The sequence below is a fragment of the Chitinophaga eiseniae genome (assembly GCF_900167135.1).
Classification (GTDB): domain Bacteria; phylum Bacteroidota; class Bacteroidia; order Chitinophagales; family Chitinophagaceae; genus Chitinophaga; species Chitinophaga eiseniae.
Genome location: NZ_FUWZ01000005.1, coordinates 397,591 through 420,602 on the forward strand (window position 1 = coordinate 397,591; position 23,012 = coordinate 420,602).

A 23,012-nucleotide genomic window follows, 5' to 3' on the forward strand; every position below is an offset into this window, starting at 1 on the left:
AACAATAAAAGGGACAGGAGACCTGTCACCCGGCCCTTTGCTAATTTGGAAAATCTCAAAATGTTTTTGTTATGAATGACAACTACGGAATTGGTGGCACAGAAGTCAAACTGGACGCCAATGAAGCCATTGCGGAAATATCGCATAACCGTACGCTGTTTGCTGAAAAGCTCACCCAGCAAGCACCTGTAAAGCCTGAAATCGTGGAAGGGCTTACTTCCGTGGAAGCCGTTTTTGAACATTTCAAGCCCGGCGTAAATGTGAGTTTTCATGACGCTGAGGGCCGCCCGGTGCCGGAAAAACTGCAGTTCCACCACCTCGGCGATTTTGGTGTGAAAGGTATCACTGAACAGAGCGCTTTCCTCAATGATCTCGCCACAGAGAAAGAGCAATACCTGAAAATCATGAAAAACCTGAAGACCAACAAGATCCTGAAACAGGCACTGGCAGATCCGGACGCAAGGAAGGCCATGCTCGGCGCTATCCGCAGCATGCTGAAAGACCTGAACACAAAATAATTAAACAGTTCCCCTATCCCGGAACATAATATCATTTCTTATGGCAGAATTACAGAAAAACCAGGAAGAGCTGCAGGACTTGCAAAATGCAGGGCAACAGCCTTCGGCCAAACCAGAAGTTAACCTCACCCAAAATATTGAGGATCTGACCAAATACGGCGGCTTCGACCTCATCGAAGCAGCAGTGGAAGGCGCCCAGAACCTCAACCCCGACCGTAAAGCACGTCGTAATATCTTCCTCACGGAAGCCGGTAAAAAATCGGAAAGGGATAAACTCCGCAAAACGTTGTCCCTCTGGGAGAAAGTGCTCTCCGAAGCCACAGACCTGCCCGATATGGTGGAGTTCTGTAACAACCACGCTGCCGAAGCGGAACAGGTGCTGAACAAAAACCTCGGCGAAGCGGTGGAAAGTACCCGCGAACTGGAGCAGGCTTATCGCAACGTAGCCCTGTTCTTCAAAAATACCGAGTCCGACAAGGTGAAAAACATCTCTTTCATCAACGTGGAACTCGAACAGCTGAAAGACCTCGATAACACCCGCTTTATTGATGCGATCCGCGAAGAACTGGTGGCCAATTACGACCGCCTCGATCTGCGCGATAACTACAGCCTGCTGGTCGTTCCGGGTTACCTCGGCTCTAACAAGGTGCTGGAAAAATGGGCCAAGATCGCCCATGAAAACAAAGCCATGCTGGTGACAGACTTCGCCCACCTCGACGCTCCGGACGACGTAATGGAGATGTTTGAACTGGCCAACCTCACCGGTGGCGAAATACACCGCTCCAACGTGATCATGTCCTGCAACTGGCTTGTAGGCCGTGGTAAATTCGACGAAGTGGGAGAAGAAGATAACCTCTACGTTCCCCCTTCCGGCGCTCTGGCAGGGAAAATCTACAAAACACTGATGTCGCAGGTGACCGCCGGTAAAAAATTCGGTGGCATGAACGAAGTGGACGGAGTACGTTTTGAACTGAAGAAAAGCGAAATCGCCAGCCTCGAAAAAATGGGCCTCGTACCCATGGTAAAGGAATACGGAAAAGTAATGGCCTTCAGCGCCAAAACCCTGTTCAATGGCGACAACCTCGGTCTGCAAACCTACTCTGTCGTACGGGTGTTCGACTTCGTGACCAAAGTGCTGATGGACTTCCTGAACCGCCGTGCATTCGAAAATTTCAACGCCAATACCCGGAAAGATCTCATGAAGCAGATCATCCGCTTCCTCGATAATATTACCGGCCCGGATAAACTGATCGAAGATTTTAATATTCGCCGCTTCGAACAGGACCCGGTACAGAAAGACCGTATTCACCTGGATATTCATCTGAAGCCTTATTTCCCTGCCAAGAACTTCCTGATCAAAATGGAAGGCCAGAAAGGAGATGATGCAGCTGAATGGGATACCACCTATGAACAGGATAAATAAACAGGTCATCCATCTGACAGATGCTGGCAGTGATCATCGTTGAACAACCGGCAGCAAGCCTTGTACAACGATGATCATAGCGGCACGACATAAATTCTATTACGGTTGTTTTTCAGGTAGACAAAACAACCTGAAAGCCAACTCAACTGTTAAGTGTAAATACTATGAAATCGGTGCGCAGTATTTTATTTTGTTTGTTAATTGGAACGGCCCCCACAGTAATGGCACAGCAAGTCGGAAGAACCGATACCGTGCTGACAAAAAGAGGCGCTTCGACCCTTATCACCAGTGGGTCCGCCATCACTACGTTCCAGATCGGTGATGGAAAAAACACGGATTATGATTACCGGATCGTGGACGGCAATATGGCCGTAGTAAGACCGGTAACAGCATCTCCCAGACCTACCAACCTGATTGTCCGCGAAGGAGACAATATTCACTACATGATCCTCGCGTACCGCGAGAATGCAGACTTGTCCAAACTGAAGTACGTGCTGTCAAAGAAACCGGCAGGCGGTAAAGAACCGGTGATGGCCGGTACACCTGAACCGCGGCACGGTGACAAAGACTCGGGCAGTAAAACGACCACTACGTTTAAACTGCCCGAAGAAGATGAAAGCGCACCACTGATCAGCGTGGATACGGTGACTGTCAGTGACCTTGCGGAAGACTTCAAAAAGGACAGTAAAGTCAATCGCAATCATGAAGTGAAGGTGGAGGGTGTCAGCCTGGGCTACGCCAAAGCGATGACGCTCAGCTCACTGAACTATTTCTGTTTTCACATCCGCAACAAAAGCAAAGAAACTTACGAGTTTGTAAAGGCGACGCTGATACACAAAGAGAAGAAAGACACTGCGGAGCTGCATACCATGCCGTTGTTGTACAAGAAAGGTCCTACTACCATTGAGGCCCGCAGTGAAGCGGAAGAAGTGTTTGTTGTGCCTTCCAGGACATTCAGGAAAGATGATGAGATCATCATTGTACTGGAACCGGCGGAAAACAAGCCGCAGCTGGTATTGTATGTACCTGCCAGCACATTGCCGAAGTATATGTTGACAAAATAGGGAAACGTGTCATGAGACGCTGGTATCTTACAGGATTGTTTGCCTGCCTCTTTGCCTTTCCGGTAATGGCGCAGCAGGTCGACTTTTGCGGCGAGATGGTGCCGATGGAACGGGACTTTGTATCGTCCCGGCTCATGGACGTCATCAAAAGGAATCTCCGTTACCAGGGATACCTGCCGGTGCTGCGTTCCAAAGCAGAAATGTATTTCCCGGTGATAGAACCTATTCTTCAGCAATACCAGGTGCCGCTGGATTTTAAGTACCTGCCCATTGTGGAGAGCGGGCTGACCAACGCTACCTCTCCGGTGGGCGCACAGGGAGTGTGGCAGATCATGCCGGGTACCGCCGCAGAACTGGGGCTGACCGTTGCGGGTGACTACGATGAGCGTAACCACCTGATCAAGGCCACCCATGCCGCCTGCCGGTTGATACGCATGTTGCATAGCCAGCTGCAGTCCTGGACACTGGCCGCCGCCGCCTATAACTGTGGAGCGGGCAACATCTCCAAAAACATCCGCCGGCAGGGGAGCCGTGATTATTATCAGCTGATGCTGAACAATGAAACGGCGCAGTATATCTACAAAATCATCGCTATCAAACAGCTGTTCGAAAGCCCCGAGCTATATCTTCCCGGCTTCGGGTATAATGTTTTTGCCAAAAGGGACAGCAAAGGTTCTGTATTTGCCAATCCGCAGACGCCGCCTCCGGGCAATATCCGGGACTTTAACACCATCCGTATCACCATCGGGAAGAAGGCGCTGCCGAAACAATCCAGCAGTGTATATGCCGCACGTTTGCAGATCAATGCCGCTTTTCGTGACGGAGAGCTGATCAGTATCCACATGCTGGAGAACATGCAGGCGAACGGCGTGTATGTGGGTCGTAATGCCAGTTTATCCGGCAAGGGGTGGATTATCAGCAACCGGGTGTATGTAGACCTTGGCTTTGGCAATACGGTCGTACTTTGTGCCACCGATGGCAAAAAAGGTGTGCCGCTCGATTTGCTGAAGACCGGCGGCGAAGTAAAATTGCTGAGTACCGCTTCTCACATCAGTACATCGTTGATGAATACACGAAACGGGAATGTGTTGGCCGATTTTTCTTCCAGCTGGAGCAGTAGTTCCTCTTTTAAATAGTTCAGATTGGCGGATGGATATTTTGCTATTGGCTGTACCAGTTGCAGCCGGATGTCCATTGTTCTGATATAGCCCGCGTTGCCGCCGGGTTGCAGGCTTACGCCTTTGGTAACGCCGCTTGCTTTTAACTCTTTACCGAAAATAGTACGGCATAATGCTTTGATGTCTTCCGGCGTCACGATCCTGTTGTGCGACAGCAGGTGAGAGCGGTAAAGGTTGATTTTCTCATCGATGTTCAGCCGGTCTTTGCCGCCCTGCGTATTGGTCAGCAGAGTGATGCTGCCCGGTTTGGTTTGTATGCTGCCGTATTCCAGCAGCTTGCTGCCCATACGGATATTATTGGCGGCCGTACCGTTGGTGGAGTAAAATTCAATGAAGATGTAAGCGGCATTTTCTTTTGGCTTCACCATCACATAGGGGATATTGCCTTTATTGGAGCCGGGTTGCAGCTGTTCTTCCAGGGAGGCTATCAGCTGATGCAGCTCCCGCATACGGTTGGTGACGTAGTCGTTTTTTACTTCTTCGAACAGGGAGCTTTCATCCCGTATTACTTCCATGAGATAGGCGATCACTTCTTTGGCTTCACGGGTATCGAAGCGGCCGATGCCGCTGCTGCGTACCACCAGTTCTCCTTCCTGCATCTGGCCGGCGGTGGCGAAATTGCGGACATAGTAGTCTGTTCCCTCGAGGTCGTACACTCTTTTGATATCAAAGAAGATATCCGGTGTTTGGAGGGGGATAATATTAAGATAACGGTTCAGCTTCAGCGACTGTTCGTTATTTTTTTTATTGATGACGGGGAAGCAGTTGATGCTGCAGTAGAGGTCTTCCAGCAAAGTGTGGTGGAGCGCTTCCGGGAATTCGATGCGGACCCATTGCACTTCTTTTTGCAGTTTCTCCGCTTCCTGTCCGAAGAGATTTGCCAGCGCGGCGGGCAGGGAGGTATTTCCTGTTTTGTGCACGCGGTTGTCTGTGATGGTGAGGAAGTGTCTGCGGAAGCGCTGCAGCACATGCTGACTGTAGCGGGCGTTGGTATCAACGGCCACTTCCACCATGCGTTCTATTTCTTCTTCGTCTGCCGGGCGGCTGTGGTGGTAGCCGGCTTTTACGGTTACTTCAGCATCGTCGATAAAAAAGCGGGCCAGCGGGAGGTAGTGGTAAAACATTTCCTGCTGGTGGATATTGCGCAGGTCAAAGAAGAAGGACATGCCTTCATAGCTGAGGCTGGCATCTTCCATGGCCAGTCCGAGCCACAGGTGGTTGGAGGGTACGTCCGGCAGGGCTTGTCCCTGGAGGGTTTGCTCTTTGAACCAGTTGTCCCGTGTTTCGTAGAGTTTGGCGCCGATACCGAGGTATTGCACATGGCCTTTGAAGAGGCGGTGGGTAGTTACCGGTGAGAAGAAGAGGTCCTGGCTGTTATGCCCTGCTTTGGTATGATGATAGAATTGATGATCTGCCTGGATATCGGCGCTGGTTTCGGTAGACGTGGCGTGGAGTATACCAAATGCGGGCTGGCTGCTGGTGATAGGCTCCGGCATCATGATCTGGGCCAGTCTTTCCACGAGGCGGGCGTGGGATACGTCCACTTCGCCGGATATTTTTTCCAGTTCACTGGCGCAGGCTTCCAGCAGTAATTGTACGATGGGGTCAAAAGAGGTTTCCACTTCCGCGTCGGGGTATCCCCAGAGGCGGGCAGCGGTTTTCAGCATACGGTCTTTTATCCTTTCTTTTTTTTCTTTCATGTGTCGGATGGTTTCACGCAAAGGCGCAGTAAATTTGAAAATTTGGTTATTTAGAAATCTGGTTATTTTAAAATTTCTAAATAACCAAATTTCTAAATAACCAAATTAATCGTAGGACAGCGGGCTGATATAGAAATAACTCGTGTATTGGAAGGGGTTGTTGTTTTTGGCCAGTGTGCCGCTAACGGTGACCCTTATCTTTTTTTTCATTTTGCGGGCCGGCGCCAGCATCAGTTCTTCCTGATTGACGGCCGCTACCACGCGGATCTGTGCCAGTCTTTTTTCATAGCGGAATACAGCCGTTTTAACAGCGGATTCCACTTGTTCCTTTACCTCATTGTTGGACGCTTTGATATCAAAATCACTGTCCCACCACTGACAGCCATACTGGGGGTCGTCTTTATTTTCCCCCAGTACGGTAGTGATCAGCAGGTGAATATGTTGTGCCACGGATTCTTCCAGGTTGACAGCCGGTATGTCTTTCTTTTGCAGCAGCTGGGAGAAGTCCATGGGCAGCTTATAGTATTTTCCTTTCATGGGAGTTGGTTAAAAAATACCCAATACTCTTTTCCGGTCGTATATGATCCTGATTTCCTTCACGCAGCCGTTGGCGTCTTTGATCAGGTTTACTTTTTCTATTTTGAATTTCTTTTTGCCGTATATGCGTGAGCAGAAGTGGGCAAAGTTGTCTGTTTCCTTATCGTTGAGCAGCACGCGTGCCGACAGGTTGTCGCACAGGTACTTGGAGAAATCGGCGGCGCTTTTTTGTTTGGTGGTCACTTGCGACAGCATGAACAGGAATTCGTCATCGGCCACGGCGGGTGCGGTGGGGCCTTTGGGCTTTTCCGGTTCCGGTGTTGGCGGAGGCAGTGGCGGCGGTGCGAATCCAGGGTCTGGTGCAGGGGCTGCAGCCTGTGGCCTTGCCGGGAATACCGTGATACGTTTCATTACCATGTGGGCCGTGTCGCCATTGACGATGAGGGACAGGGTCCTTTCGCCGGGTGAAGAGAAGGTGTAGGTAACGGCAGCGCCTGAATGCGATTCGGCGTTATCCTGCAGCAGTCGCCATGTCCAGGTATGGGCGCCGGGCGTTTTGTTGGTGAAAGTGACAGGTCTGCCGGCAAATACTTCTCCGGGGCCGTCGATGACCGGGAAGATATCCGGGCCGGCTTCGGCAGGTGCGGCGGGAGCGGCGATAACGATGATCTCTTTGTTCCACGCGCATTTGCCGGACACGAGGGTGACCATATAGCTGCCGGGTTTGTTAAAGGAGTGGTACACCTGCGTGCCGGTTTGCCGGGCAGAGGAGTCGCCGAATTCCCAGGCGTAGTCCGTCCTTTTTTTATCGCTGCTTTCAGCGTTGAAGGTGATGACCTGGCCGACCATGTAGGTCTTGCCGGAAGTATGTTGTTTGTTACTGAGAACGATGTCGGTGGTAGTGCAGTCTTCCCGTGTGTCCAGCTGGAATGCCAGCAGCACGGCGCTGATCAGGAATAGGCCAAAGAAAGTCCACAGTACCATGGGGTCAACATGACTGGCAATTTTACCAAAGGGTCTGAACGAATTTACCTTGTGTTCATTTTCGGGTTTACGGGGGGCCATTGGTTTTTCAGGTTTTTACAATTTCAGATTTTACAATTTTACTGTTTTTTTGGATAACTTGCCTATGTGTCAGGGGCGTTTTTTCTTTTTTCAGAATTTGAGTCACATATAAACGCAATATATTATTTTTGGGACAGATCGTTAGCCCGGATAACCATAGAACAGTTGAGATTAGATAGTTATGCTAACAACGGAACACCCGAAAAACCTAAAATCATCACCTCATGGTAAACAATGCCCAGAAGGCTGCGGTCCTGGAAGATGTTATAACACACGTTGCGGAATTTCCTTATGATGTAAGGGCGGAAGTGGTGGTGGGCGAGTTGCTGGACAACCAGGTGCGCAGGGAAGAAGTGGTGGTGCAGTTGCAGAACGTGTTTACCCGGTCATTTAATAAAGATATTCTCCATGTAAAACTGGATGACAGTCAGCCATATCAACCTTATGTATTGTTATCACTGTCACGGGATGGCATATATGACCGGTTGCCGGAGGGGTTATTTCACGAGTTTTCAGAGCAGCGGAAAGTGCGGGGCACTGCGGATATGGTTGCCCGTTATAAGCGGCAGCAGCAGGAGGAATTGCAGGCGCGGCGTTTTTTTCAGCCATTGGAGAATGAGTTTTTTCTGCAGCGGGTTTTTTTAGAGCAGCGGGAGAAACACTTATTGTTTGATGTGTTTGGTAAAGATGCCGATCAGTTGTTCAGCCAGTTCTGGGACCTGCCGGAGGGGTTGCCGGGGGCGGCGGCCAACAGGCTGGTGAAACTGCTGCCATATATGCATCGTATTGCCGGTAATTACCGCATGGTCCGCCTTTGTCTGCAGCTGGTGCTGGAGCAGGAGGTGGAGATCGAAACAGATCATACGCCACAGGCTGTGCAAACAGAGGCCAGTGTGCCGCTGGGCGAATGGCGGCTGGGGGTGGACAGTATGGTGGGGCAGGTATTTTATACAGATATGCCCCGTGCCACGGTGACGATCGGGCCGCTGCAACGTCAGCGCATATATGACTACCTGCCATGGCAGGCTTATGGGAAGCTGCTGGAAACCTGTTACGGTTATCTTTTCCCGGCAGACATGGACATCAATACCGTACTGGTGCCTGATCCGGCCGACAAGAAGAAGACACTGTCCGATCAGCAGGTGGAAGACGGGCTTATGGGATATAATTTTTTCCTGTAGCCACTTTTTTATGCTGATGTGGAATTATTTTTGTTAACATTGTTAACGCGTAAAAACGCTGTTATGTTAAAAACCCAAAAAAAGAAAAACCTGACATACCGGAAGAGCTATGAGATACACCGCTAAATTCTATTTGATGCTGGCCGGCGTTATGGCCGTAGGATCTATCATAGTGGCTTTGCTCAGCAGATACATTAAAAATTTCAGTCTTTTTAAAAAGAAGGCACTGTGGTATTTAGCATGTATGACGCTGGTATTTGCCGTGATTAGTTCCATCCCTTTCCTATTTACCCACAAAAACCTGATGGACCAGTATCTTTTTTACCAGGTATGGTTTTTAGGTTTGGGGGTGTTACACTGTCACTTTATGTATACCCGCTTCTGGGCCAATGAAACCACGCTGGGGTCTGAGCTGGCCTTTATCGTCGCTATCTGGTTGTTTGGTGGTGTCGGATTTGTACTGGTAAACCGTTTTCTTGACAAGGACGCCTTCCTTTATTACCCGATGCTCACCAGTATGTTTGCATTTGTGCTGCCCACTTTTGTATACAAGACTTTCGAGCGGATGATGGCCATCCCGGTGAAGGTGCATAAGTGGTGGCAGTACCCGATGTACAAGGAAGTCCCGGACGTGAATGACGAGGATATGCGCGATCTGATCGTTATAGGGCTGGAAATGGAGAAGGGGAAGGGTGACCGTAACCGGACCTATTTCAGGGCCCGTACGCCTATTAAAATGGACCTGGGCGATCTTTTTTACCACTTCATCAATGATTACAACGACCGATATCCAAATACACCGATTGATTTTGTGGACGATAACGGGCAAGCCTATGGCTGGGTGTTTCACCTGAAGCCGAGGTGGTTTGGCGCTGCCAAAACACTGGACCCTGCAAAGGCAGTGTTTATGAATGGGATCAAAGAGAACAGCGTGATCATTTGCAACAGAATTATGTTATCCTAAACGTATTATTATGGCAGAGCCATTAAAACACTTTCCCGTCAACTGGGTCGATGGGATGAAGATAAAGAAGCAACATTTTATCGATACGGAAAATGCCCTGCTGGACCAGATCAGAGATGCCCTGGCCTGCGGCGTGAACGCCCTGAACTATGGTTTGTTACCTCCCAAAGCGGAACATAAAGAATCGCTGCGTTGCTGGTTTGTGACCGACAATCAGCACCAGTGGCGTATAAAGCTGACAGAATGCAGGGCGGTTACTCCCGGCGGCGCCCGCATAGAGATACCGGAGCATACCGTGCATTCGCTGCGTTATGCCACCACCTTCCCGGAAGCCACTTACGCCTGGGACCCGGAACATACGGAAAGCACTTATTATGTATTAATACAGGTAAATCCGTTCAACCGTCAACCGAGCGGAGAGCCGTTGCTGGAGGAAGATCCGCCGCGGCTGCCATACGCCACGCCGGAATACAGCCTCTACGTGTTGCCGGCATCCCAGTTGCCACAGGGACAATTAGGCAGCTATCAGGCAGTACTGGCCAAGATTACCGTAACGGACGGACGGCCGCAGATGGATGATGATTATATTCCGCCGTGCAGCATCGCCGTTGCGCATCCGGCCCTGGTGGACCTGTATCACGAACTGGACCAGTTCCTCGGACAGATGGAACTATATGGTGTACATATCGTGCAGAAGATCTATGGCCGCAACCAGAATAATGATCTGGCGCTGGTCGTATTGTACATCACGGAGAAAATGGTACAATTCCTGGGTACGCGTATCACACAGTTCCGCTGGCTGGCGCTCAACCAGCCGCCGGCACAGATGCTGGAAGTGATCGCAGGACTGGCCCGTACCATGAAAAACGCTATTGACCAGCGTGCCGGCGCCGGTAAAGAAGAATTGCTTAACTATCTTTCCGAATGGTGTGAATTGCGACAGGGCGAACTGGAAAACCTGATGGTGAATTGCGCCAATATCCGGTATAAACATCTGGACGTGCGGGAGTGCCTGCAGCCCATGATCCCGTTTGTGCGTGCAGTAAATAAGCTCTTCGAAAGCCTCAGCAGACTGGATTACATCGGCCGCAAACAGGACAGCAATATTTTTGTGAAGGAAGAATCCGCAGAGGATTCGGAATACCTGCGTAAACATAAAACCAAACGTTGGTTCTTTACCGATTGATAATATTAGTTGCAGGCTTTTGGCAGACAGCTTTTGGCGCTTTTTCCATAACAGGGTAGTTGATGGGTTTTCGCCCGAAGCTGTGTCAAAGCCGGAGCCGGCAACTATCTGCGATATTAAATTTATCTAAACCAATAACAGCTTAAAGCTCAGATTCGTATGCAAGTATTAAACAAGCAGGAGAGAACAGCTTCCTTCCTATGGTTCCTGTTATTTTTTGTGGTCACCGTGGCATTGTTCGTATTGGCCATTTTCTTTAACTACCAGGTGCCCTCAAGAGAGAACGCCTCTCTGCGCAAGGAGTTGACCGCTTTCCGCCAGGAACAGGCGTTTCAGGCGGAGTTCCTGCAAAAGCTGGACAAGGTGAAACATAACCTCGACTCTATTAATCTCCCTAACCAGAACGCGAATTACATGGACCAGGTCATCGCGGGTTCATTGGCGGAAATGCGGAATTCCATTCCAAAGGATGTGGTAACACATTATGCGTTGTATGATAATATCGTGCAGGCATGCCTGTCATTGCAGCAAACCAAACAGCAGCTGCGAGAGCTGCAGAATGCGCAGCAGAACATCGCTGGGCTGAAAGAACAGGTGCTGGACCTGACCAGCAAACTCGAAAGCAAAAGCAGAGACCTGGACAACTGTCGCCAGATGATGCTGCTTAACAGCCGTGCTCACTAACGATTCCGGATATATTGTCGTGATAGAAAAAAATTGTTAACGTACGAAAAAACTAGTTAGGATTGTTGACTGAAACAAAAAATTGGGTTATATTTGAGGCTCATACTTTTTCCTTTTTAATAGGTATTTTCTTTATTGTAACCTTAAAAATTTAACCCAACATGTCCTTCAAAGCAGTCTTTACAGTAAATGGAGAGAACTACAATGTTCAGCATGTCTCCTACGACCTCAGCCAGGAAACAGATGCAACAGGCCGCCCTTCAGCGATCACTCGCGGCGGACGCATCAGAATGACCGTAGAGTCTACTGGTAAAACCGAGCTCTTCGAGTGGATGGTAAACAATTTCGAAAGAAAAGACGGTACCGTTACATTCTACAAGAGAGACACCGATTCCAAACTGAAAACGTTGGAATTCAAAGAAGGCTATCTGGTTAGGTTTGAAGAGTCTTTCGACTACGAAAACAAAAACCCGATGGTCATCACATTCACCATTTCGGCCCGTGAAATGAGCATGGGTAGCGGTAAACATGTTAATGAATGGGTGTAATAAACTCCAGACATTATTGATTTAGCAGGAGGGGCTTTCGAAAGAAAGCCCCTTTATATTTTCAGGAGGATACTTCATGTTATCTTGATGATGGTATAGGACGTTGTCTTAATGAATGGCTACTGCATTAATACTGCGGCTTCCAGGCCGCCAGTGGCGCCACGATTCATAAAACGCAGAAAAAAAGCATGATAATTATGTATCTTTCTGCATGACTTACGTTTCATTAACAGCCGCAGAAATTTCCGGGTTACTGTATCAGTTTGAATCCTGCACGCTGCCCAAGGCAGCGTGGACACACGAAGCACATCTCATCGTAGCGGTTGTCTATAATTTGCGTTATGGTAAAGCAATGGCGCTTGAAATGGCAAGGCTGTGCATAACCCGCTACAACGAAGCGGTTGGAACACCCAATACAGACGAGAGCGGCTACCACGAAACGATCACCTGTTTCTGGATATGGATGGCGGACGCTTTTTTACAGGCGCAGGAATCAACATCTATGGAAAAATACTGTAGTACGTTTATACGTTCACGTTATACAAATAAAAATTTTCCGTTGCAATTTTACAGCCATGCGTTACTTTTCTCTGTTGCCGCCAGAAAAAGATTTGTGGCGCCGGACCTTGCTCCGCTGTCGATGACGGACATAACCACAACTACATAAAAAGATATTGATCGGCGTTGTAATGTTTAATGAATTGTATTTGTCTGTAATCGGCTGCTGCGGCTCATTCACGGTAACGATTATAGGATTTGTATACCCACTTTGGGGAGCAGGCAACCCGGTGTCCGCAGGAGAGGGTAGTTTCTTTTTTGAGGTGTAACTATGTTGAAATCAGCTGTTTATGCGTTTGTTGAAGTACTTGGTATATCAATTGCAAAATGCTGGTTAACCAAAACAGATGTTATGAAGTCAATGCTGAAAATTGTTGGCGCACTAATGATGGTCGCGTTCCTGTTTGCCGCCTGTAGCAAAGATACTGACCCCGCTGATGTAGACGTGTTTGCCGGAACCTTCAAAGGAAAGATCAGTTACAAGGATGGTACTACAAACACCACTAAAGACAATGGAAGTGTTTTTGTTACCAAGGTGGGTACCCGTTATGATTTCAGATTTTCTGATGGCATCCCGGATCTTACCGGTGTTGAATTTGAGAAAAAAGATGATAACACGATGGTAAATATAGGCTCCTCCGGAACAGGCGTTATCACCATCACCAAAGACAAGCTGGTAATTGGTTTTACCAGGGATAACAAGATATGGGGAGCTGATTGTACGAGATAGGTTTCCGCATAATAGTCAAAAAAAGCAGTCGGCGTAGTTTGAGGTGCACCCAAAAGTTTAGACAAACTTCCTGGGGGCATACCAGGTATCGCGGGCTGCTTTTTCTTTTCGGGTAAGTTCTCCGGTCGTCACATTAGTCTTCCCTGTTATGAAGGCTGATGTCGGCCTTGTAACCCGGCCAGCCGGGTATATGGTAATCCCTTCCGATGTCAGAGACGCTTTCATATTTGGTTTTGATACTTAGCACAAAATCGCCGGATGTCAGGTTTTTGGCAGAGAGGAACGCACCAAAGCCTCGTTCAATATAAACGGTTTTGGTAAAGGTACCTTTTCCACTGATGACCCAGTTCCTGAATGCTGTACCGCGGGTTCCGGGTTTGTTCTCTTGCATTTCGTTGTATTGCACGTAACGGAAAGGCGCATCCGTAAATGACCGTACCTCATAAGTAACAGCCACCATTTCGGTGACTACAGGTTTCTCTTCCTGCACATCGCTGCCGTTATCAAGGATGATCTCCGCATAATGCCCCGGCTGGCCCGCGCCAGGATAGTCCTTCGCCTGGATCCTGGCCGTTTCATATTTAGTGGAAATACTCAGGGTGAAATCCGCAGATGTGGGGTTGCTGGCGCCAAACACAATAGCCTTGCCTCTTTTGATAAGTGTTTTCCTGATATACGTGCCTTTCCCTGCATCAAGTTCCCATCCTTTTACTTCCTGGCCTTTTTCGTCTGTCATGCCACCTTTTCCCGCAGCATAATTGATGCTCTCGAAAGGTGCATCCGTGAAGGCTTCAAGCTGATAGGTGACTTCTACCAATTCCGGTTGGACAGGCGGCTCGACTGTTTTGTCATCTTTTTTGCAGGCAACTGTGAGGGCCAGTGCTGCCATTACTGCATATTTTCTCATGGTTTCCTTGTGTTGGCGATCATTGGTGATGATGTTTCCTTCTGCGAAATTAGGCCAGACGCATGAAAGTTGACCACGTGCGGGGATTAAATCTAAAACAGGATAAGATGCGATCGGATGTCAGTAAAAAAAAGAAGGCTTCGGGTAGTAACACTAATACCTGAAGCCTTTGCTCACTTGTTATTTCTCTGTATTTTTTTGAAGCCAGTTAAGCCTCCGCTGGTCCGGCAGATGCGTAACGGAGAAATTTTCGAATTTCGCCAGGAAGCCTTTTCCATCGGGTGATGCGGCCATGAGGCCGATCATCACGGGGTGGTTGTCTTTCAGCGGTGCGTTGCGTGTCATGACGTAGGTCTTATCGTCATAAGAGTAATAGATCTCCACGGCATCCAGTCTCCTGACAGCCTTGATCCAGATAAACGGCGGCGTTTTTTCGAGCGGCAGTACGCTCCAGTCGCTGGTTTGGTTGGTGACCACCGTGCTGACGTTAAACTTTCCGTCGAAAAACTCCACGCCGGTTTTAATATAATGTTCCTGATCAATCCTGATCATGAGGCCCATCTGGTCAAAACGCGCCTTGTAATCTCCGGTGAGCTTCACTTTCGCTTCAAACTCCCCTCCATAGGTCGCATAATAAAAGGGGGCGTCATCTACCGTAAAACCATAGTGCGATATACGCCAGTAATCCGTTTGGGGGGTAACAAACATGGACAGGGTGTTTTGTTTTATTTCCCATTTGGCCGGCTCATTGAACCACTGCATTTTCTCGAGTGACTGGGCGGAAAGCGTGTGCAGTACCGACATCATTCCCACACTCAGTATAAGTTTCTTCATATAATTAACCATATAAAATAAATACCTTCGCAAAGGTAAATCCCTGTAAATGAACAGACAATGGTTAAAAATAACCATATTTGCTTATCATGAACATCCTCGATACACTGAATGATTACCTGCTGCTGCAGACATTTGATGATAACCATGCATCGGTAAAACTTTCCCGGTCGCAGATGATAGCACAGGTGTATGCACAGATGGAAAATTCCATCAGTGTTTTAAGTGATCTGAAAGCCAATAAAAGTTATATCTATACCGGGGGGGCGGCTACCGCGCTGGGTATTGACGGACCGCCAGGCGTGAAAGAAATCGGGTCCATCTGGGAAGAGGACATTCTCCGGAAGATAAAGGAGGAAGACCTGATCGAAAAATATGCGCTGGAGCTGCGTTTTTTCCACCTGTTAAAAAGCTTACCTGTAGCAGAAAGGGCCGACTATCAACTGGTGAGTTATCTCCGTATGCAGGACAGGCAGGGCGTTTACATTCCTGTACAGCACCGCATGTTTTATGTGCAGAGTACGGAAGACGGCAGTATCTGGCTGGCACTGTGTCTTTATAACCTGTCGTTTGAGGCAGGCAAGGCGGCGGCTTACTGCGGTTCGATCGTTAACACCCGCACCGGGGATGTGATAGGGGACGATGAGTACCAGGTAGATGATATCCTGACCGCCAGGGAGAAAGATGTACTGATGCTGATCAAAAAAGGGAAAAAGAGCAAAGACATCGCCGCACAACTCTCGATCAGCGTTAACACCGTACACCGCCACCGGCAGAATATCCTCGAGAAACTGCATGTGGCCAATTCCATGGAGGCCTGCAGGATGGCGGAGTCGCTGAAGCTGATCTCTTAATCCGCCTGTTCCCTGGCCAATAGCGCGATGTCTTTTACGGCTATGGTGTGCTGCGGATAGCCGTTGATCGTGATGTTGATCATGGCCTTACCTACCTCTTGCAGCGTAAGGAAATAGTTGGGAAAAACAGCCCTGAGGAAATACAGTACGCTGAATACTTTGTAGAGAGACGGAATATTTTTCGCCCCTTTGCTGGCTTTCATGAATGCCGGCCGGAAGTTGTAAACCGCTTTAAACGGGAGCTTTGTCAGATCGTTTTCCGTCTTCCCTTTTACCCGTGCCCACATGCTTCTTCCTTTCTCAGTACTGTCAGTACCCGCTCCGGAAACATACACGAACGTCATGCCCGGGTTTACGGCGGCCAGGGCGCCGGCGAAGTTCAGTGTCAGCGTATAGGTGACCGCGTAGTAGGCTGGTTCTTTCATGCCTACAGAAGAAACGCCCAGACAGAAATAGCAGGCGTCATACCCTTTCAGCTGCTCCAGCACAGGGGAGATATCGTTGAAATTGCTGTGGAGGATTTCTGTCACCTTAGGATGTACCACGCCTGTAGGCTTGCGGTTGATCAGCAGGATTTTCTCCACTTTGGGATTGGCGATGCATTCCTGCAGGATACCTTCTCCCACCATGCCGGTGGCGCCGGTGATGATTACTTTCAGTTTCATTGAAGACCGCTGTTATTTGTATGATAAAGGCTCCCACCATTTTTCCCAGACTTTCCCGAGATGGTCTAGATCTACTTTTTCCCCGATTTTAGGGGTGGTGACGGGTATGTGGGCGGCTTCCGCCAGCAGGGTCACCTGGTGCAGCGGCTCATACCACGGATGCTGCGCCAGTTTAAATTTGGAATGATGTACCGGCATAAAGTTCGCAGCTTTCAGTTCTCCGGCTTCTTTCACCACCTCGTCGGGAAGGGAGTGGATATATGGCCATCGCTCATTATATTGTCCGCATTCCAGGATGGCGAGGTCGAAGGGGCCGAAGCGTTCACCGATGTCCTTGAATTGGGGGCCGTAGCCGCTGTCGCCGCCAAGGAAAAGTTTTTTGGTGGGCGTTTGCAGCACATAGGAGGTCCACAGGGAGATGTTGCGGTTAAAAAGCCTGCCGGAGAAATGCCTTGCCGGCGTGAGTGTGATGTGAATGCCTTCCATAGGACTGAAGTTTTCATACCAGTTTTTTTCTGTCAGTTTGTTTTTATCCCAGCCCCAGTATTCAAAATGCTGCGCTACCCCCAGGCCGCACACCACTTTGCTCACTTTGGGTTGCAGCTGTTGTATCGTTTCATAATCCAGGTGGTCCCAGTGGTCGTGCGAAATCAGCAGCAGATCGATGTCCGGCAGGTCTGTTGCCTGGTAGTGATTGGAGCCGGGGAAGGCTTTTACGGAGCCTCTTACCGGCGAAGCGTTGCCGCTGAAGACGGGGTCTATCAGCAGCTTCCGGCCATCTAGCTGTATGAAATAGGAGCTGTGCCCAAACCAGATCAGCACATTTTCTTCCGGCGACAGGTGTTTGATGTCTGTGCTGACAAAGGGGATCGGAGCTGTTGGCGTGGTATCGGTATGTTTGCCAAAAAAATGCCAGAGTACTTTCAGCATATTTTGTCCTTCTACCAATGCAGGTGTAAGGACCTGGTTTTGGAACTGTCCGTTTTTATAGTTGGATAGTGTATTGAAAAAAGTTGTCCGTGTTGTATCAGGCGCCAGGCCATATTTTTTCTTCATTACCTCATGTTTAATTTTTCTTCCTCCAGATCGATGTGGTGGAGGAATTTTCTGATGATTTCTTCGTCTATCCGTTGTTCTGTTTTATTCTTTTTTAGCAGGAAGGTCCGTTGTTGTTCCAGGATATTTTTGTAGATCGATCTGATGTTTTCCGGGACAACAGCGTTGTCGTCGGACTCGAGCTGTTTTTGCCAAACGGTGACCAGCTTGCGGAGATGGAAGTTCTGTTCCATATCTGCCGGGTGATGTTGTTCCAGGTAGGTCAGCGATGTTTTAGCCAGTTCTTCCCGGATCATGGTTTCGGTTTCCTCTTCCGGCAGGTGATCGTTAAAATCCGGGAGATTTACTTTCCTGATCAGGAGCGGCAGGGTCAATCCCTGCAGTACCAGTGTAACGAGGATCACGATGAAGGTGATATATAGTATGAGATTACGTTGCGGGAAGAGAACGCCGTTATCGAATGCCACCGGGATAGACAGTGCGGCGGCGAGAGACACTACACCGCGCATGCCGGTCCACCCCATGATCAGCGGGGCTTTGTTACCGGGGTTTTTATCGGCTACCGTGATGAAGTGGCTGGCTACTTTGGTGAAGATGACGGCGCCGTAGCCTGCCAGCATTCTGCCTACGATGAGCGTGGCGGTCACCAGTAGCCCGTATCCCGTGGCCTGATAGAAGCTGATGCCTTCTGCTTTTAAAGCGCTGGTGATCTCCGGAAGGTCCAGGCCAATAAGGATGAACACCAGTCCGTTCAGCACGAAGACGAGGCTTTGCCATACATTCTCTCCTCTGAGGCGGGAGGAGCCGCTTAAAAAGCGGTGCCGGTGATAGGAGAGGAAAAGGCCGCCGCTCACGACGGCGAGCACGCCGGAGGCATGGACGGCTTCCGCCCCGATGTACATTGCATAAGGGGTGACCAGGGTGAGGATGATGTCCATGTTGACATCCGTAGGAAGCCATTTATGTGCTTTGAGGAAAACCAGCCCGATGAGCAGCCCGATGACTACGCCACCGGCCACCATCCATACAAAAGTGAGGGCGGCTTCATGCAGTATAAACTGACCGGTTCCCACGGCCACCATGGCGAACCGCATGATGATGAGGGAAGAGGCGTCGTTGAGCAGGCTTTCGCCTTCCAGGATGGAAGACATCCTTTTGGGTACTTTTACGAACTTGAGGATGGCGCTGGCGCTCACGGCATCCGGCGGCGAAACGATGCCGCCCAGCAGGAAGCCCAGCGCGATCGAAAAGCCGGGAATGAAAGCGTTGGACACCAGCGCTACAGAGATCGCCGTGAGAAAAACCACGACAAAGGCGAAGCTGCCGATGATTCTCCGCCAGTGCCAGAGCTCTTTCCAGGAGTTGGCCCAGGCGGCTTCATACAAGAGTGGAGGAAGGAAGATGATAAAAATGAGTTCGGGATCTATTTTGAGAACAGGGATGCCGGGAATGAAGCTGATGGCCAGCCCGGCAAGCACCAGCAATACCGGGTAGGCAACCTTGATACGGTTGCCCAGCATGATTAATAATACGATCAGGACAATAATGGCCAGATAAAATGGGAAGTGTTCGAGCATATTTACTTTTATGATGACGATTGTTAGAGCACAATATTGTTTCGGGGGGCGATGGATTCCGGCAGAAGGTTTTCGTCCAGCATATCCCGCATATCAATTTCTATGGTCCGGCTGATCTGGGTGATGGGAATGTCGTTGGCGCTTCCTTCAAAGGGGTTGACGGCGCTTTCGCCGATGGTGTCCAGAATATGAAACGCCCATGCCACTACGGCGGAGAAAACGATGTTCAGCCAGATCGTATATCCTTCCAGGAAGGTTCCATCTCCCATTTTGCTGTATTCTTTTAACAGGCCGAAAGGTAATAAAACAATAAAAATAAAAAGCAGGTAACTGGTGACGGAAGCGAAGTTTCTTGGGTAGGGAAAGTTTTTGATGCGTTCTGCTTTTCCCTGATCGTCGGTGAAGCGGATGATGCTGTTCTGCAGTTCCATCCACTGGAAGTCGTTGATGCGACCTTCCTTTCTAAGCGCAGCCAGTGTCTCGGACTGCAGCGCCATCAGCTGGGTGGCTTTGTTTTTTTTCGCCAGAATGTATTGCAGTTCGTCCGCAGTCAGGTATTTCGCCAGTTCTTCGGCTACTTTGCTTTCCCATTCGGGGACGGTGTATCTGCCGGAAAGGAATTCCTTGTTACTGCGCCGCTGCATATTTTCCCAGCTGCGGGGTTCCCTCAGCTGGAACCGCAGGGCTGTCAGCCAGGCATAGTGGCGGTTGAACAGGTGCTTTACCAGTTCGGACTGTTTGCCGCCTAATGCATCCCGGAGGGTATAGGCAAAGGTACGGCTGTCGTTGATGATAGCGCCGTATATCTGTCGCGCTTCCCATATCCTGCCGTAGCTGGCATTGTTTTTAAACCCTACGACAAACGCCAGCGCAGTGCCGAGGATGGCGATAGGCTGCCAGGGCAGTGCGATGAAATGAAGTCCTGCGGCGTACAAGGCAGTGGGCACCGCGGCGATTAAAAGCAGCCAGAGGGTGTCCCGTGAGGACCATTTAAAAAACTCCAGCGGAGTATAACGTCTTCCGGTGTGCATTACTCGAACAAAATTTAAAGTATGTAGTGGCTGGGTTAAGGTTACATATTTTAAATTTAATACTTTTAATCGTTTTTGCTGGTGTTTATTTTAGTAGACGAATGACAGCGGATTTTATTTTCTGATTTTGTTGCATGGGTATGATATTCGCCGTTTATCTTTAGTGACTTGAATCATCTGACAGATCATGAACAAAAGGGCTCAGAGAAACAGTATTATTAGAAAGATTATAAGAGGTGTACCATACATAGTAGCCTTAGCTTTAGGCGCTCTTTGTACAATTTATGCTATTCGTCTTAACAAGTTGAAGCATGATTATGTTGTTACGTCAGCTATTATATCGTCCTTTTCGGCAGATTACAGAGGTACCGGCGGTACAGTGTCTTATGAGTTTCGCCTGGAAGGGAAAATCCATAAGGGAGCTACCGGATATCCGGATTTAAATGCGGAAAAAGCGTCTTCACTTATTGGGAAGATTTTTCCCCTTGTATATGAAAAGGGAAAGGTTAATAACAATAAGATTTTGATTTTCCCTGACCGCTTTAAGCCGTTCAATCTTTCTTTTCCCGACAGCCTGGAATGGGTAAAATCCTATTCAAGGTATTAGTCGGCGCGAATGGCCTGATATGTCTTTACTTTCTAACACTAAGGGCCGGCAATACGCCGGCCCTTAGATTTCGCGGAGAAACCTTCATATATATTGTAACTGATTTAAATGCCGTGTATACATGACAGTTACCCTATCATGCCTGCTGGTGTTGTGGTTATTGATACAGGTATCTCAATGCAATGATATCATTAGCATTGAAAGGACGGTTTACACCGTTAGGGATACAGGCGAGCATCCAGCTGTTGGGATCTCCGCCGGTGGGAGTGCCCGGGATGTGAACTGCGCCCACGCCGGCAGAACCTTCGTTGCCGCCGGAGCCGCAGCTGTAAGCGCGGTTGAAGTAGTCTGTGTGTCTGAAGCCGATAGTATGACCGATTTCATGGGCAATAACGGTGGCCAGATAGTTCTGGTTAGGGTTGCTACCCAGTGCGTTTGCATCGGAATTCAGTTTAATCGGGCTCGGAGGATTGCCGGTAGAGCAGTTAGGGAAGCCAGCTGACTGACCCAGGATGCCGGCGCCAAGGCTGGCATATTGGATTTTGATCTGGCCACCACTGGCTACACGGGTAAATTTGAGCCGAAGGCCCAGCGCGTTGTAACGGGCGATAGCAATATCAGTTGCTGTAGTGTAGCCGGACGGGAGACCACTGATAGAAACAGTGATGGTCTTCGGCAGCGGCGTGATCAGACAGTTGGTACGATATTGCTCATCATTGGCAATGCGCAATACAGGAGAATTGGGCTTGTAATTCAGTGATTCGTGTGTCAGGAAGATATCACCTTCCACTACATAACCACCTTCCACATTCCGAATATTATCGGTGTTGTAACCGAGACTGGCAATCTGTTTCTTTGCTTCATCAGAAACTGTTTTTTGTTCCTGCTGAACAAGATCCTGGTTGTTATCTCTTTTACAGGAGTATACCACTCCGGAGAGAATGGCAACCATCAAAGTGAGGCCGGCGGCCTGTTTAATAGTGATTTTCATTTGTCAGGTTTTGAGGGTTTGGGTTTACATCAAGTCTGAAGCAGGTTGACAGATTTTGGTTGCTATCATTAATTTGGGCTATCGATTTTTTAGCTACAGATATGTATATAAGGGCTCTCGTTAAAATGAAGTTAAAAAGTGTCACTGCATTGTATTCGCAAGGCAATTATTTTTTTGTCCTGTCCTTGTTGCTCATCGGAAAGTATACAGCAGGAAACAACGGAGTGTTTCTGTGTTCCAACAGGTTATGTCAGTGCAATTTCTTTGTTTTGAAAAATTATTCTATATTTAGAACCGACTAACTATTCCGGATACATCACCATTAATCAAGACTCAATAGCCATAAGTATAGCCGTAACAGTTGTCAGATGAAGCCTCAGGTATTTCTCTGGCATTTCCTGGTGAATCCCTCAAATACACGACTATCAAATGTCTAAGAAGATCTGTAAGGAAGGAAGCCCTTTTTGCTGTTGTCATGGCCGGCGAATGCGCCATGCCTGTTTTCATAGGATTGTCCCGTATGAATGGACGGATGCATAGTCATGCATTATGCTTGTTTTAACGTTATGTGCTGATGATATGCAGCCATCGGGACCGTCATGCCCGGTAGCCTGTGAAACTACGTGCCCGCCTGAAAATTTCAACCCTCTAAATAGCACTCTATGGAGAAAACAACCGCCGGGCTGGATGCATTTCTTGCCATCTCAGTACCGCTTACCGGCTACAACAGGGTCGCCCTGTTAGCCACCGGGATGGCGCAGCTATACCTGGACGCCGTTCAACGTGTCATCGGCGCTGCGATGACGGAAGAATACCTGGCCCTGACGGCCAGCATCCTAAAGGACAGCGGTGGCAAAGAGCCGGCGCTGGACCGCGCCATACGGCAACAGCTGCTGGCCAGCCTGCAATATGGGCCCATTACCCGCAACATTATCCAGTTGTGGTATTGGGGCTCCTGGCTCCAGCTGCCATCTGCCTGGGTAGCGAAGTACGGTAAAGGCATCAAAGGAAATGAGAACCATTTTGTGACGCCGGAAGCCTATCAGCAGGGACTGATATGGAATGCCATGGGCAGCCATCCGCAAGGTGCTGAACAACCGGGCTTCGGCTCCTGGAGCGTCGCGTCCAAGGTGTCATAACGAACAGGTATAAAC

The 23,012-nt window shown here is 49.1% G+C and carries 24 protein-coding genes; 14 read left to right on the plus strand and 10 right to left on the minus strand.

Annotated features, from left to right (window positions below; genetic code table 11):
- Positions 1-71: 71 nt before the first annotated feature.
- From B5D63_RS27705 to B5D63_RS27720, 4 genes are all read left to right on the plus strand, one after another.
- Positions 72-518 carry a hypothetical protein gene (locus B5D63_RS27705; RefSeq protein ID WP_078672111.1) on the plus strand — a complete coding sequence of 149 codons (447 nt, stop codon included), beginning with the start codon at positions 72-74 and terminating at the stop codon, positions 516-518.
- Between the two features lie 40 nt (positions 519-558).
- Positions 559-1,941 (plus strand): DUF5458 family protein, encoded by a 1,383-nt coding sequence (locus tag B5D63_RS27710; RefSeq protein WP_078672112.1) that lies wholly within the window; start codon positions 559-561, stop codon positions 1,939-1,941.
- A gap of 221 nt (positions 1,942-2,162) precedes the next feature.
- Entirely contained in the window at positions 2,163-3,005 is an 843-nt protein-coding gene (locus tag B5D63_RS27715; RefSeq protein ID WP_078672113.1) for a hypothetical protein, read from the plus strand.
- 11 nt (positions 3,006-3,016) lie between these two features.
- Complete coding sequence (locus B5D63_RS27720) at positions 3,017-4,141, plus strand: lytic transglycosylase domain-containing protein (protein ID WP_078672114.1); 1,125 nt, start codon at positions 3,017-3,019, stop codon at positions 4,139-4,141.
- On the opposite strand, the gene B5D63_RS27725 is transcribed toward B5D63_RS27720, so the two are convergent.
- The 3 genes from B5D63_RS27725 to B5D63_RS27735 all read right to left on the minus strand — a co-directional run bounded on the left by B5D63_RS27725 (position 4,051) and on the right by B5D63_RS27735 (position 7,485).
- Positions 4,051-5,883 carry a type VI secretion system baseplate subunit TssF gene (locus B5D63_RS27725; protein WP_078672115.1) on the minus strand — a complete coding sequence of 611 codons (1,833 nt, stop codon included), beginning with the start codon at positions 5,881-5,883 and terminating at the stop codon, positions 4,051-4,053. The two genes, B5D63_RS27720 and B5D63_RS27725, sit on opposite strands and share 91 nt — an antisense overlap.
- A 105-nt stretch (positions 5,884-5,988) precedes the next feature.
- Positions 5,989-6,420 (minus strand): GPW/gp25 family protein, encoded by a 432-nt coding sequence (locus B5D63_RS27730; protein ID WP_078672116.1) that lies wholly within the window; start codon positions 6,418-6,420, stop codon positions 5,989-5,991.
- A 9-nt stretch (positions 6,421-6,429) separates the two neighbouring features.
- Entirely contained in the window at positions 6,430-7,485 is a 1,056-nt protein-coding gene (locus tag B5D63_RS27735; protein WP_078672117.1) for a PKD domain-containing protein, read from the minus strand.
- Positions 7,486-7,709: 224 nt separating this feature from the next.
- Between B5D63_RS27735 and B5D63_RS27740 the strand changes: the two genes are divergently transcribed.
- The 7 genes from B5D63_RS27740 (at position 7,710) to B5D63_RS27770 (ending at position 13,336) form a co-directional block, all read left to right on the plus strand.
- Entirely contained in the window at positions 7,710-8,666 is a 957-nt protein-coding gene (locus tag B5D63_RS27740; protein WP_078672118.1) for a hypothetical protein, read from the plus strand.
- Between the two features lie 109 nt (positions 8,667-8,775).
- Complete coding sequence (locus B5D63_RS27745; RefSeq protein ID WP_078672119.1) at positions 8,776-9,630, plus strand: TssN family type VI secretion system protein; 855 nt, start codon at positions 8,776-8,778, stop codon at positions 9,628-9,630.
- Positions 9,631-9,640: 10 nt separating this feature from the next.
- The gene (locus B5D63_RS27750; RefSeq protein WP_143313130.1) at positions 9,641-10,816 is read left to right on the plus strand and encodes a hypothetical protein; all 1,176 of its coding nucleotides are present in this window, start codon (positions 9,641-9,643) and stop codon (positions 10,814-10,816) included.
- Between the two features lie 159 nt (positions 10,817-10,975).
- Positions 10,976-11,500: a type VI secretion system TssO gene (gene tssO, locus B5D63_RS27755; RefSeq protein WP_078672121.1), complete on the plus strand. Its 525-nt coding sequence runs from the start codon at positions 10,976-10,978 to the stop codon at positions 11,498-11,500.
- Positions 11,501-11,661: 161 nt separating this feature from the next.
- Positions 11,662-12,048 (plus strand): type VI secretion system tube protein TssD, encoded by a 387-nt coding sequence (tssD, locus tag B5D63_RS27760; RefSeq protein WP_078672122.1) that lies wholly within the window; start codon positions 11,662-11,664, stop codon positions 12,046-12,048.
- 211 nt (positions 12,049-12,259) lie between these two features.
- Positions 12,260-12,715, plus strand: coding sequence for a hypothetical protein (locus B5D63_RS27765; protein WP_078672123.1), 456 nt, complete (start codon positions 12,260-12,262; stop codon positions 12,713-12,715).
- Between the two features lie 243 nt (positions 12,716-12,958).
- Positions 12,959-13,336 carry a hypothetical protein gene (locus tag B5D63_RS27770; RefSeq protein WP_078672124.1) on the plus strand — a complete coding sequence of 126 codons (378 nt, stop codon included), beginning with the start codon at positions 12,959-12,961 and terminating at the stop codon, positions 13,334-13,336.
- A gap of 133 nt (positions 13,337-13,469) precedes the next feature.
- Here B5D63_RS27770 and B5D63_RS27775 read toward each other — a convergent pair whose 3' ends face one another.
- Together B5D63_RS27775 and B5D63_RS27780 are read right to left on the minus strand one after the other, a co-directional pair.
- The gene (locus tag B5D63_RS27775; protein WP_078672125.1) at positions 13,470-14,243 is read right to left on the minus strand and encodes a hypothetical protein; all 774 of its coding nucleotides are present in this window, start codon (positions 14,241-14,243) and stop codon (positions 13,470-13,472) included.
- 180 nt (positions 14,244-14,423) lie between these two features.
- A complete protein-coding gene (locus B5D63_RS27780) occupies positions 14,424-15,077 on the minus strand; it encodes a DUF1349 domain-containing protein (RefSeq protein WP_078672126.1) in 654 nt (217 codons plus the stop codon).
- An 89-nt stretch (positions 15,078-15,166) separates the two neighbouring features.
- Here B5D63_RS27780 and B5D63_RS27785 point away from each other — a divergent pair, with 89 nt between their 5' ends.
- Positions 15,167-15,931, plus strand: coding sequence for a response regulator transcription factor (locus tag B5D63_RS27785; RefSeq protein ID WP_078672127.1), 765 nt, complete (start codon positions 15,167-15,169; stop codon positions 15,929-15,931).
- Here B5D63_RS27785 and B5D63_RS27790 read toward each other — a convergent pair.
- From B5D63_RS27790 to B5D63_RS27805, 4 genes are read right to left on the minus strand one after another with little or no spacing between them, the layout of a single operon-like run.
- Positions 15,928-16,596, minus strand: a complete 669-nt coding sequence (locus B5D63_RS27790) for an NAD-dependent epimerase/dehydratase family protein (RefSeq protein ID WP_078672128.1) — start codon at positions 16,594-16,596, stop codon at positions 15,928-15,930. The two genes, B5D63_RS27785 and B5D63_RS27790, sit on opposite strands and share 4 nt — an antisense overlap.
- A gap of 12 nt (positions 16,597-16,608) precedes the next feature.
- Entirely contained in the window at positions 16,609-17,652 is a 1,044-nt protein-coding gene (locus B5D63_RS27795) for an MBL fold metallo-hydrolase (RefSeq protein ID WP_078672129.1), read from the minus strand.
- Complete coding sequence (locus B5D63_RS27800) at positions 17,652-19,229, minus strand: Na+/H+ antiporter (protein ID WP_078672130.1); 1,578 nt, start codon at positions 19,227-19,229, stop codon at positions 17,652-17,654. The genes B5D63_RS27795 and B5D63_RS27800 overlap by 1 nt, the downstream gene beginning before the upstream one ends.
- A gap of 23 nt (positions 19,230-19,252) precedes the next feature.
- The gene (locus B5D63_RS27805) at positions 19,253-20,260 is read right to left on the minus strand and encodes a bestrophin family protein (RefSeq protein WP_078672131.1); all 1,008 of its coding nucleotides are present in this window, start codon (positions 20,258-20,260) and stop codon (positions 19,253-19,255) included.
- A 187-nt stretch (positions 20,261-20,447) separates the two neighbouring features.
- Here B5D63_RS27805 and B5D63_RS27810 point away from each other — a divergent pair, with 187 nt between their 5' ends.
- Positions 20,448-20,867: a hypothetical protein gene (locus B5D63_RS27810; protein WP_078672132.1), complete on the plus strand. Its 420-nt coding sequence runs from the start codon at positions 20,448-20,450 to the stop codon at positions 20,865-20,867.
- A 157-nt stretch (positions 20,868-21,024) separates the two neighbouring features.
- Here the strand turns inward: B5D63_RS27810 and B5D63_RS27815 are convergent, their stop codons facing one another.
- On the minus strand, positions 21,025-21,858 hold the full coding sequence (locus B5D63_RS27815) for a M57 family metalloprotease (RefSeq protein WP_078672133.1): 834 nt from the start codon (positions 21,856-21,858) through the stop codon (positions 21,025-21,027).
- Positions 21,859-22,520: 662 nt separating this feature from the next.
- Between B5D63_RS27815 and B5D63_RS27820 the strand changes: the two genes are divergently transcribed.
- Positions 22,521-22,997, plus strand: coding sequence for a hypothetical protein (locus B5D63_RS27820; protein WP_078672134.1), 477 nt, complete (start codon positions 22,521-22,523; stop codon positions 22,995-22,997).
- Positions 22,998-23,012 lie beyond the last annotated feature (15 nt).

Coding starts and splice junctions, on each gene's coding strand:
- B5D63_RS27750 (WP_143313130.1), top strand. CDS start 9,641: ATGGCAGAGCCATTAAAACACTTTCCCGTCAACTGGGTCGATGGGATG.
- B5D63_RS27780 (WP_078672126.1), bottom strand. CDS start 15,077: ATGAAGAAACTTATACTGAGTGTGGGAATGATGTCGGTACTGCACACG.
- B5D63_RS27715 (WP_078672113.1), top strand. CDS start 2,163: ATGGCACAGCAAGTCGGAAGAACCGATACCGTGCTGACAAAAAGAGGC.
- B5D63_RS27810 (WP_078672132.1), top strand. CDS start 20,448: ATGAACAAAAGGGCTCAGAGAAACAGTATTATTAGAAAGATTATAAGA.
- B5D63_RS27790 (WP_078672128.1), bottom strand. CDS start 16,596: ATGAAACTGAAAGTAATCATCACCGGCGCCACCGGCATGGTGGGAGAA.
- B5D63_RS27805 (WP_078672131.1), bottom strand. CDS start 20,260: ATGCACACCGGAAGACGTTATACTCCGCTGGAGTTTTTTAAATGGTCC.
- B5D63_RS27730 (WP_078672116.1), bottom strand. CDS start 6,420: ATGAAAGGAAAATACTATAAGCTGCCCATGGACTTCTCCCAGCTGCTG.
- B5D63_RS27745 (WP_078672119.1), top strand. CDS start 8,776: ATGAGATACACCGCTAAATTCTATTTGATGCTGGCCGGCGTTATGGCC.
- B5D63_RS27800 (WP_078672130.1), bottom strand. CDS start 19,229: ATGCTCGAACACTTCCCATTTTATCTGGCCATTATTGTCCTGATCGTA.
- B5D63_RS27765 (WP_078672123.1), top strand. CDS start 12,260: ATGACTTACGTTTCATTAACAGCCGCAGAAATTTCCGGGTTACTGTAT.
- B5D63_RS27775 (WP_078672125.1), bottom strand. CDS start 14,243: ATGAGAAAATATGCAGTAATGGCAGCACTGGCCCTCACAGTTGCCTGC.
- B5D63_RS27795 (WP_078672129.1), bottom strand. CDS start 17,652: ATGAAGAAAAAATATGGCCTGGCGCCTGATACAACACGGACAACTTTT.
- B5D63_RS27785 (WP_078672127.1), top strand. CDS start 15,167: ATGAACATCCTCGATACACTGAATGATTACCTGCTGCTGCAGACATTT.
- B5D63_RS27720 (WP_078672114.1), top strand. CDS start 3,017: ATGAGACGCTGGTATCTTACAGGATTGTTTGCCTGCCTCTTTGCCTTT.
- B5D63_RS27725 (WP_078672115.1), bottom strand. CDS start 5,883: ATGAAAGAAAAAAAAGAAAGGATAAAAGACCGTATGCTGAAAACCGCT.
- B5D63_RS27740 (WP_078672118.1), top strand. CDS start 7,710: ATGGTAAACAATGCCCAGAAGGCTGCGGTCCTGGAAGATGTTATAACA.
- tssO (WP_078672121.1), top strand. CDS start 10,976: ATGCAAGTATTAAACAAGCAGGAGAGAACAGCTTCCTTCCTATGGTTC.
- B5D63_RS27770 (WP_078672124.1), top strand. CDS start 12,959: ATGAAGTCAATGCTGAAAATTGTTGGCGCACTAATGATGGTCGCGTTC.
- B5D63_RS27735 (WP_078672117.1), bottom strand. CDS start 7,485: ATGGCCCCCCGTAAACCCGAAAATGAACACAAGGTAAATTCGTTCAGA.
- B5D63_RS27710 (WP_078672112.1), top strand. CDS start 559: ATGGCAGAATTACAGAAAAACCAGGAAGAGCTGCAGGACTTGCAAAAT.
- B5D63_RS27820 (WP_078672134.1), top strand. CDS start 22,521: ATGGAGAAAACAACCGCCGGGCTGGATGCATTTCTTGCCATCTCAGTA.
- B5D63_RS27705 (WP_078672111.1), top strand. CDS start 72: ATGAATGACAACTACGGAATTGGTGGCACAGAAGTCAAACTGGACGCC.
- tssD (WP_078672122.1), top strand. CDS start 11,662: ATGTCCTTCAAAGCAGTCTTTACAGTAAATGGAGAGAACTACAATGTT.
- B5D63_RS27815 (WP_078672133.1), bottom strand. CDS start 21,858: ATGAAAATCACTATTAAACAGGCCGCCGGCCTCACTTTGATGGTTGCC.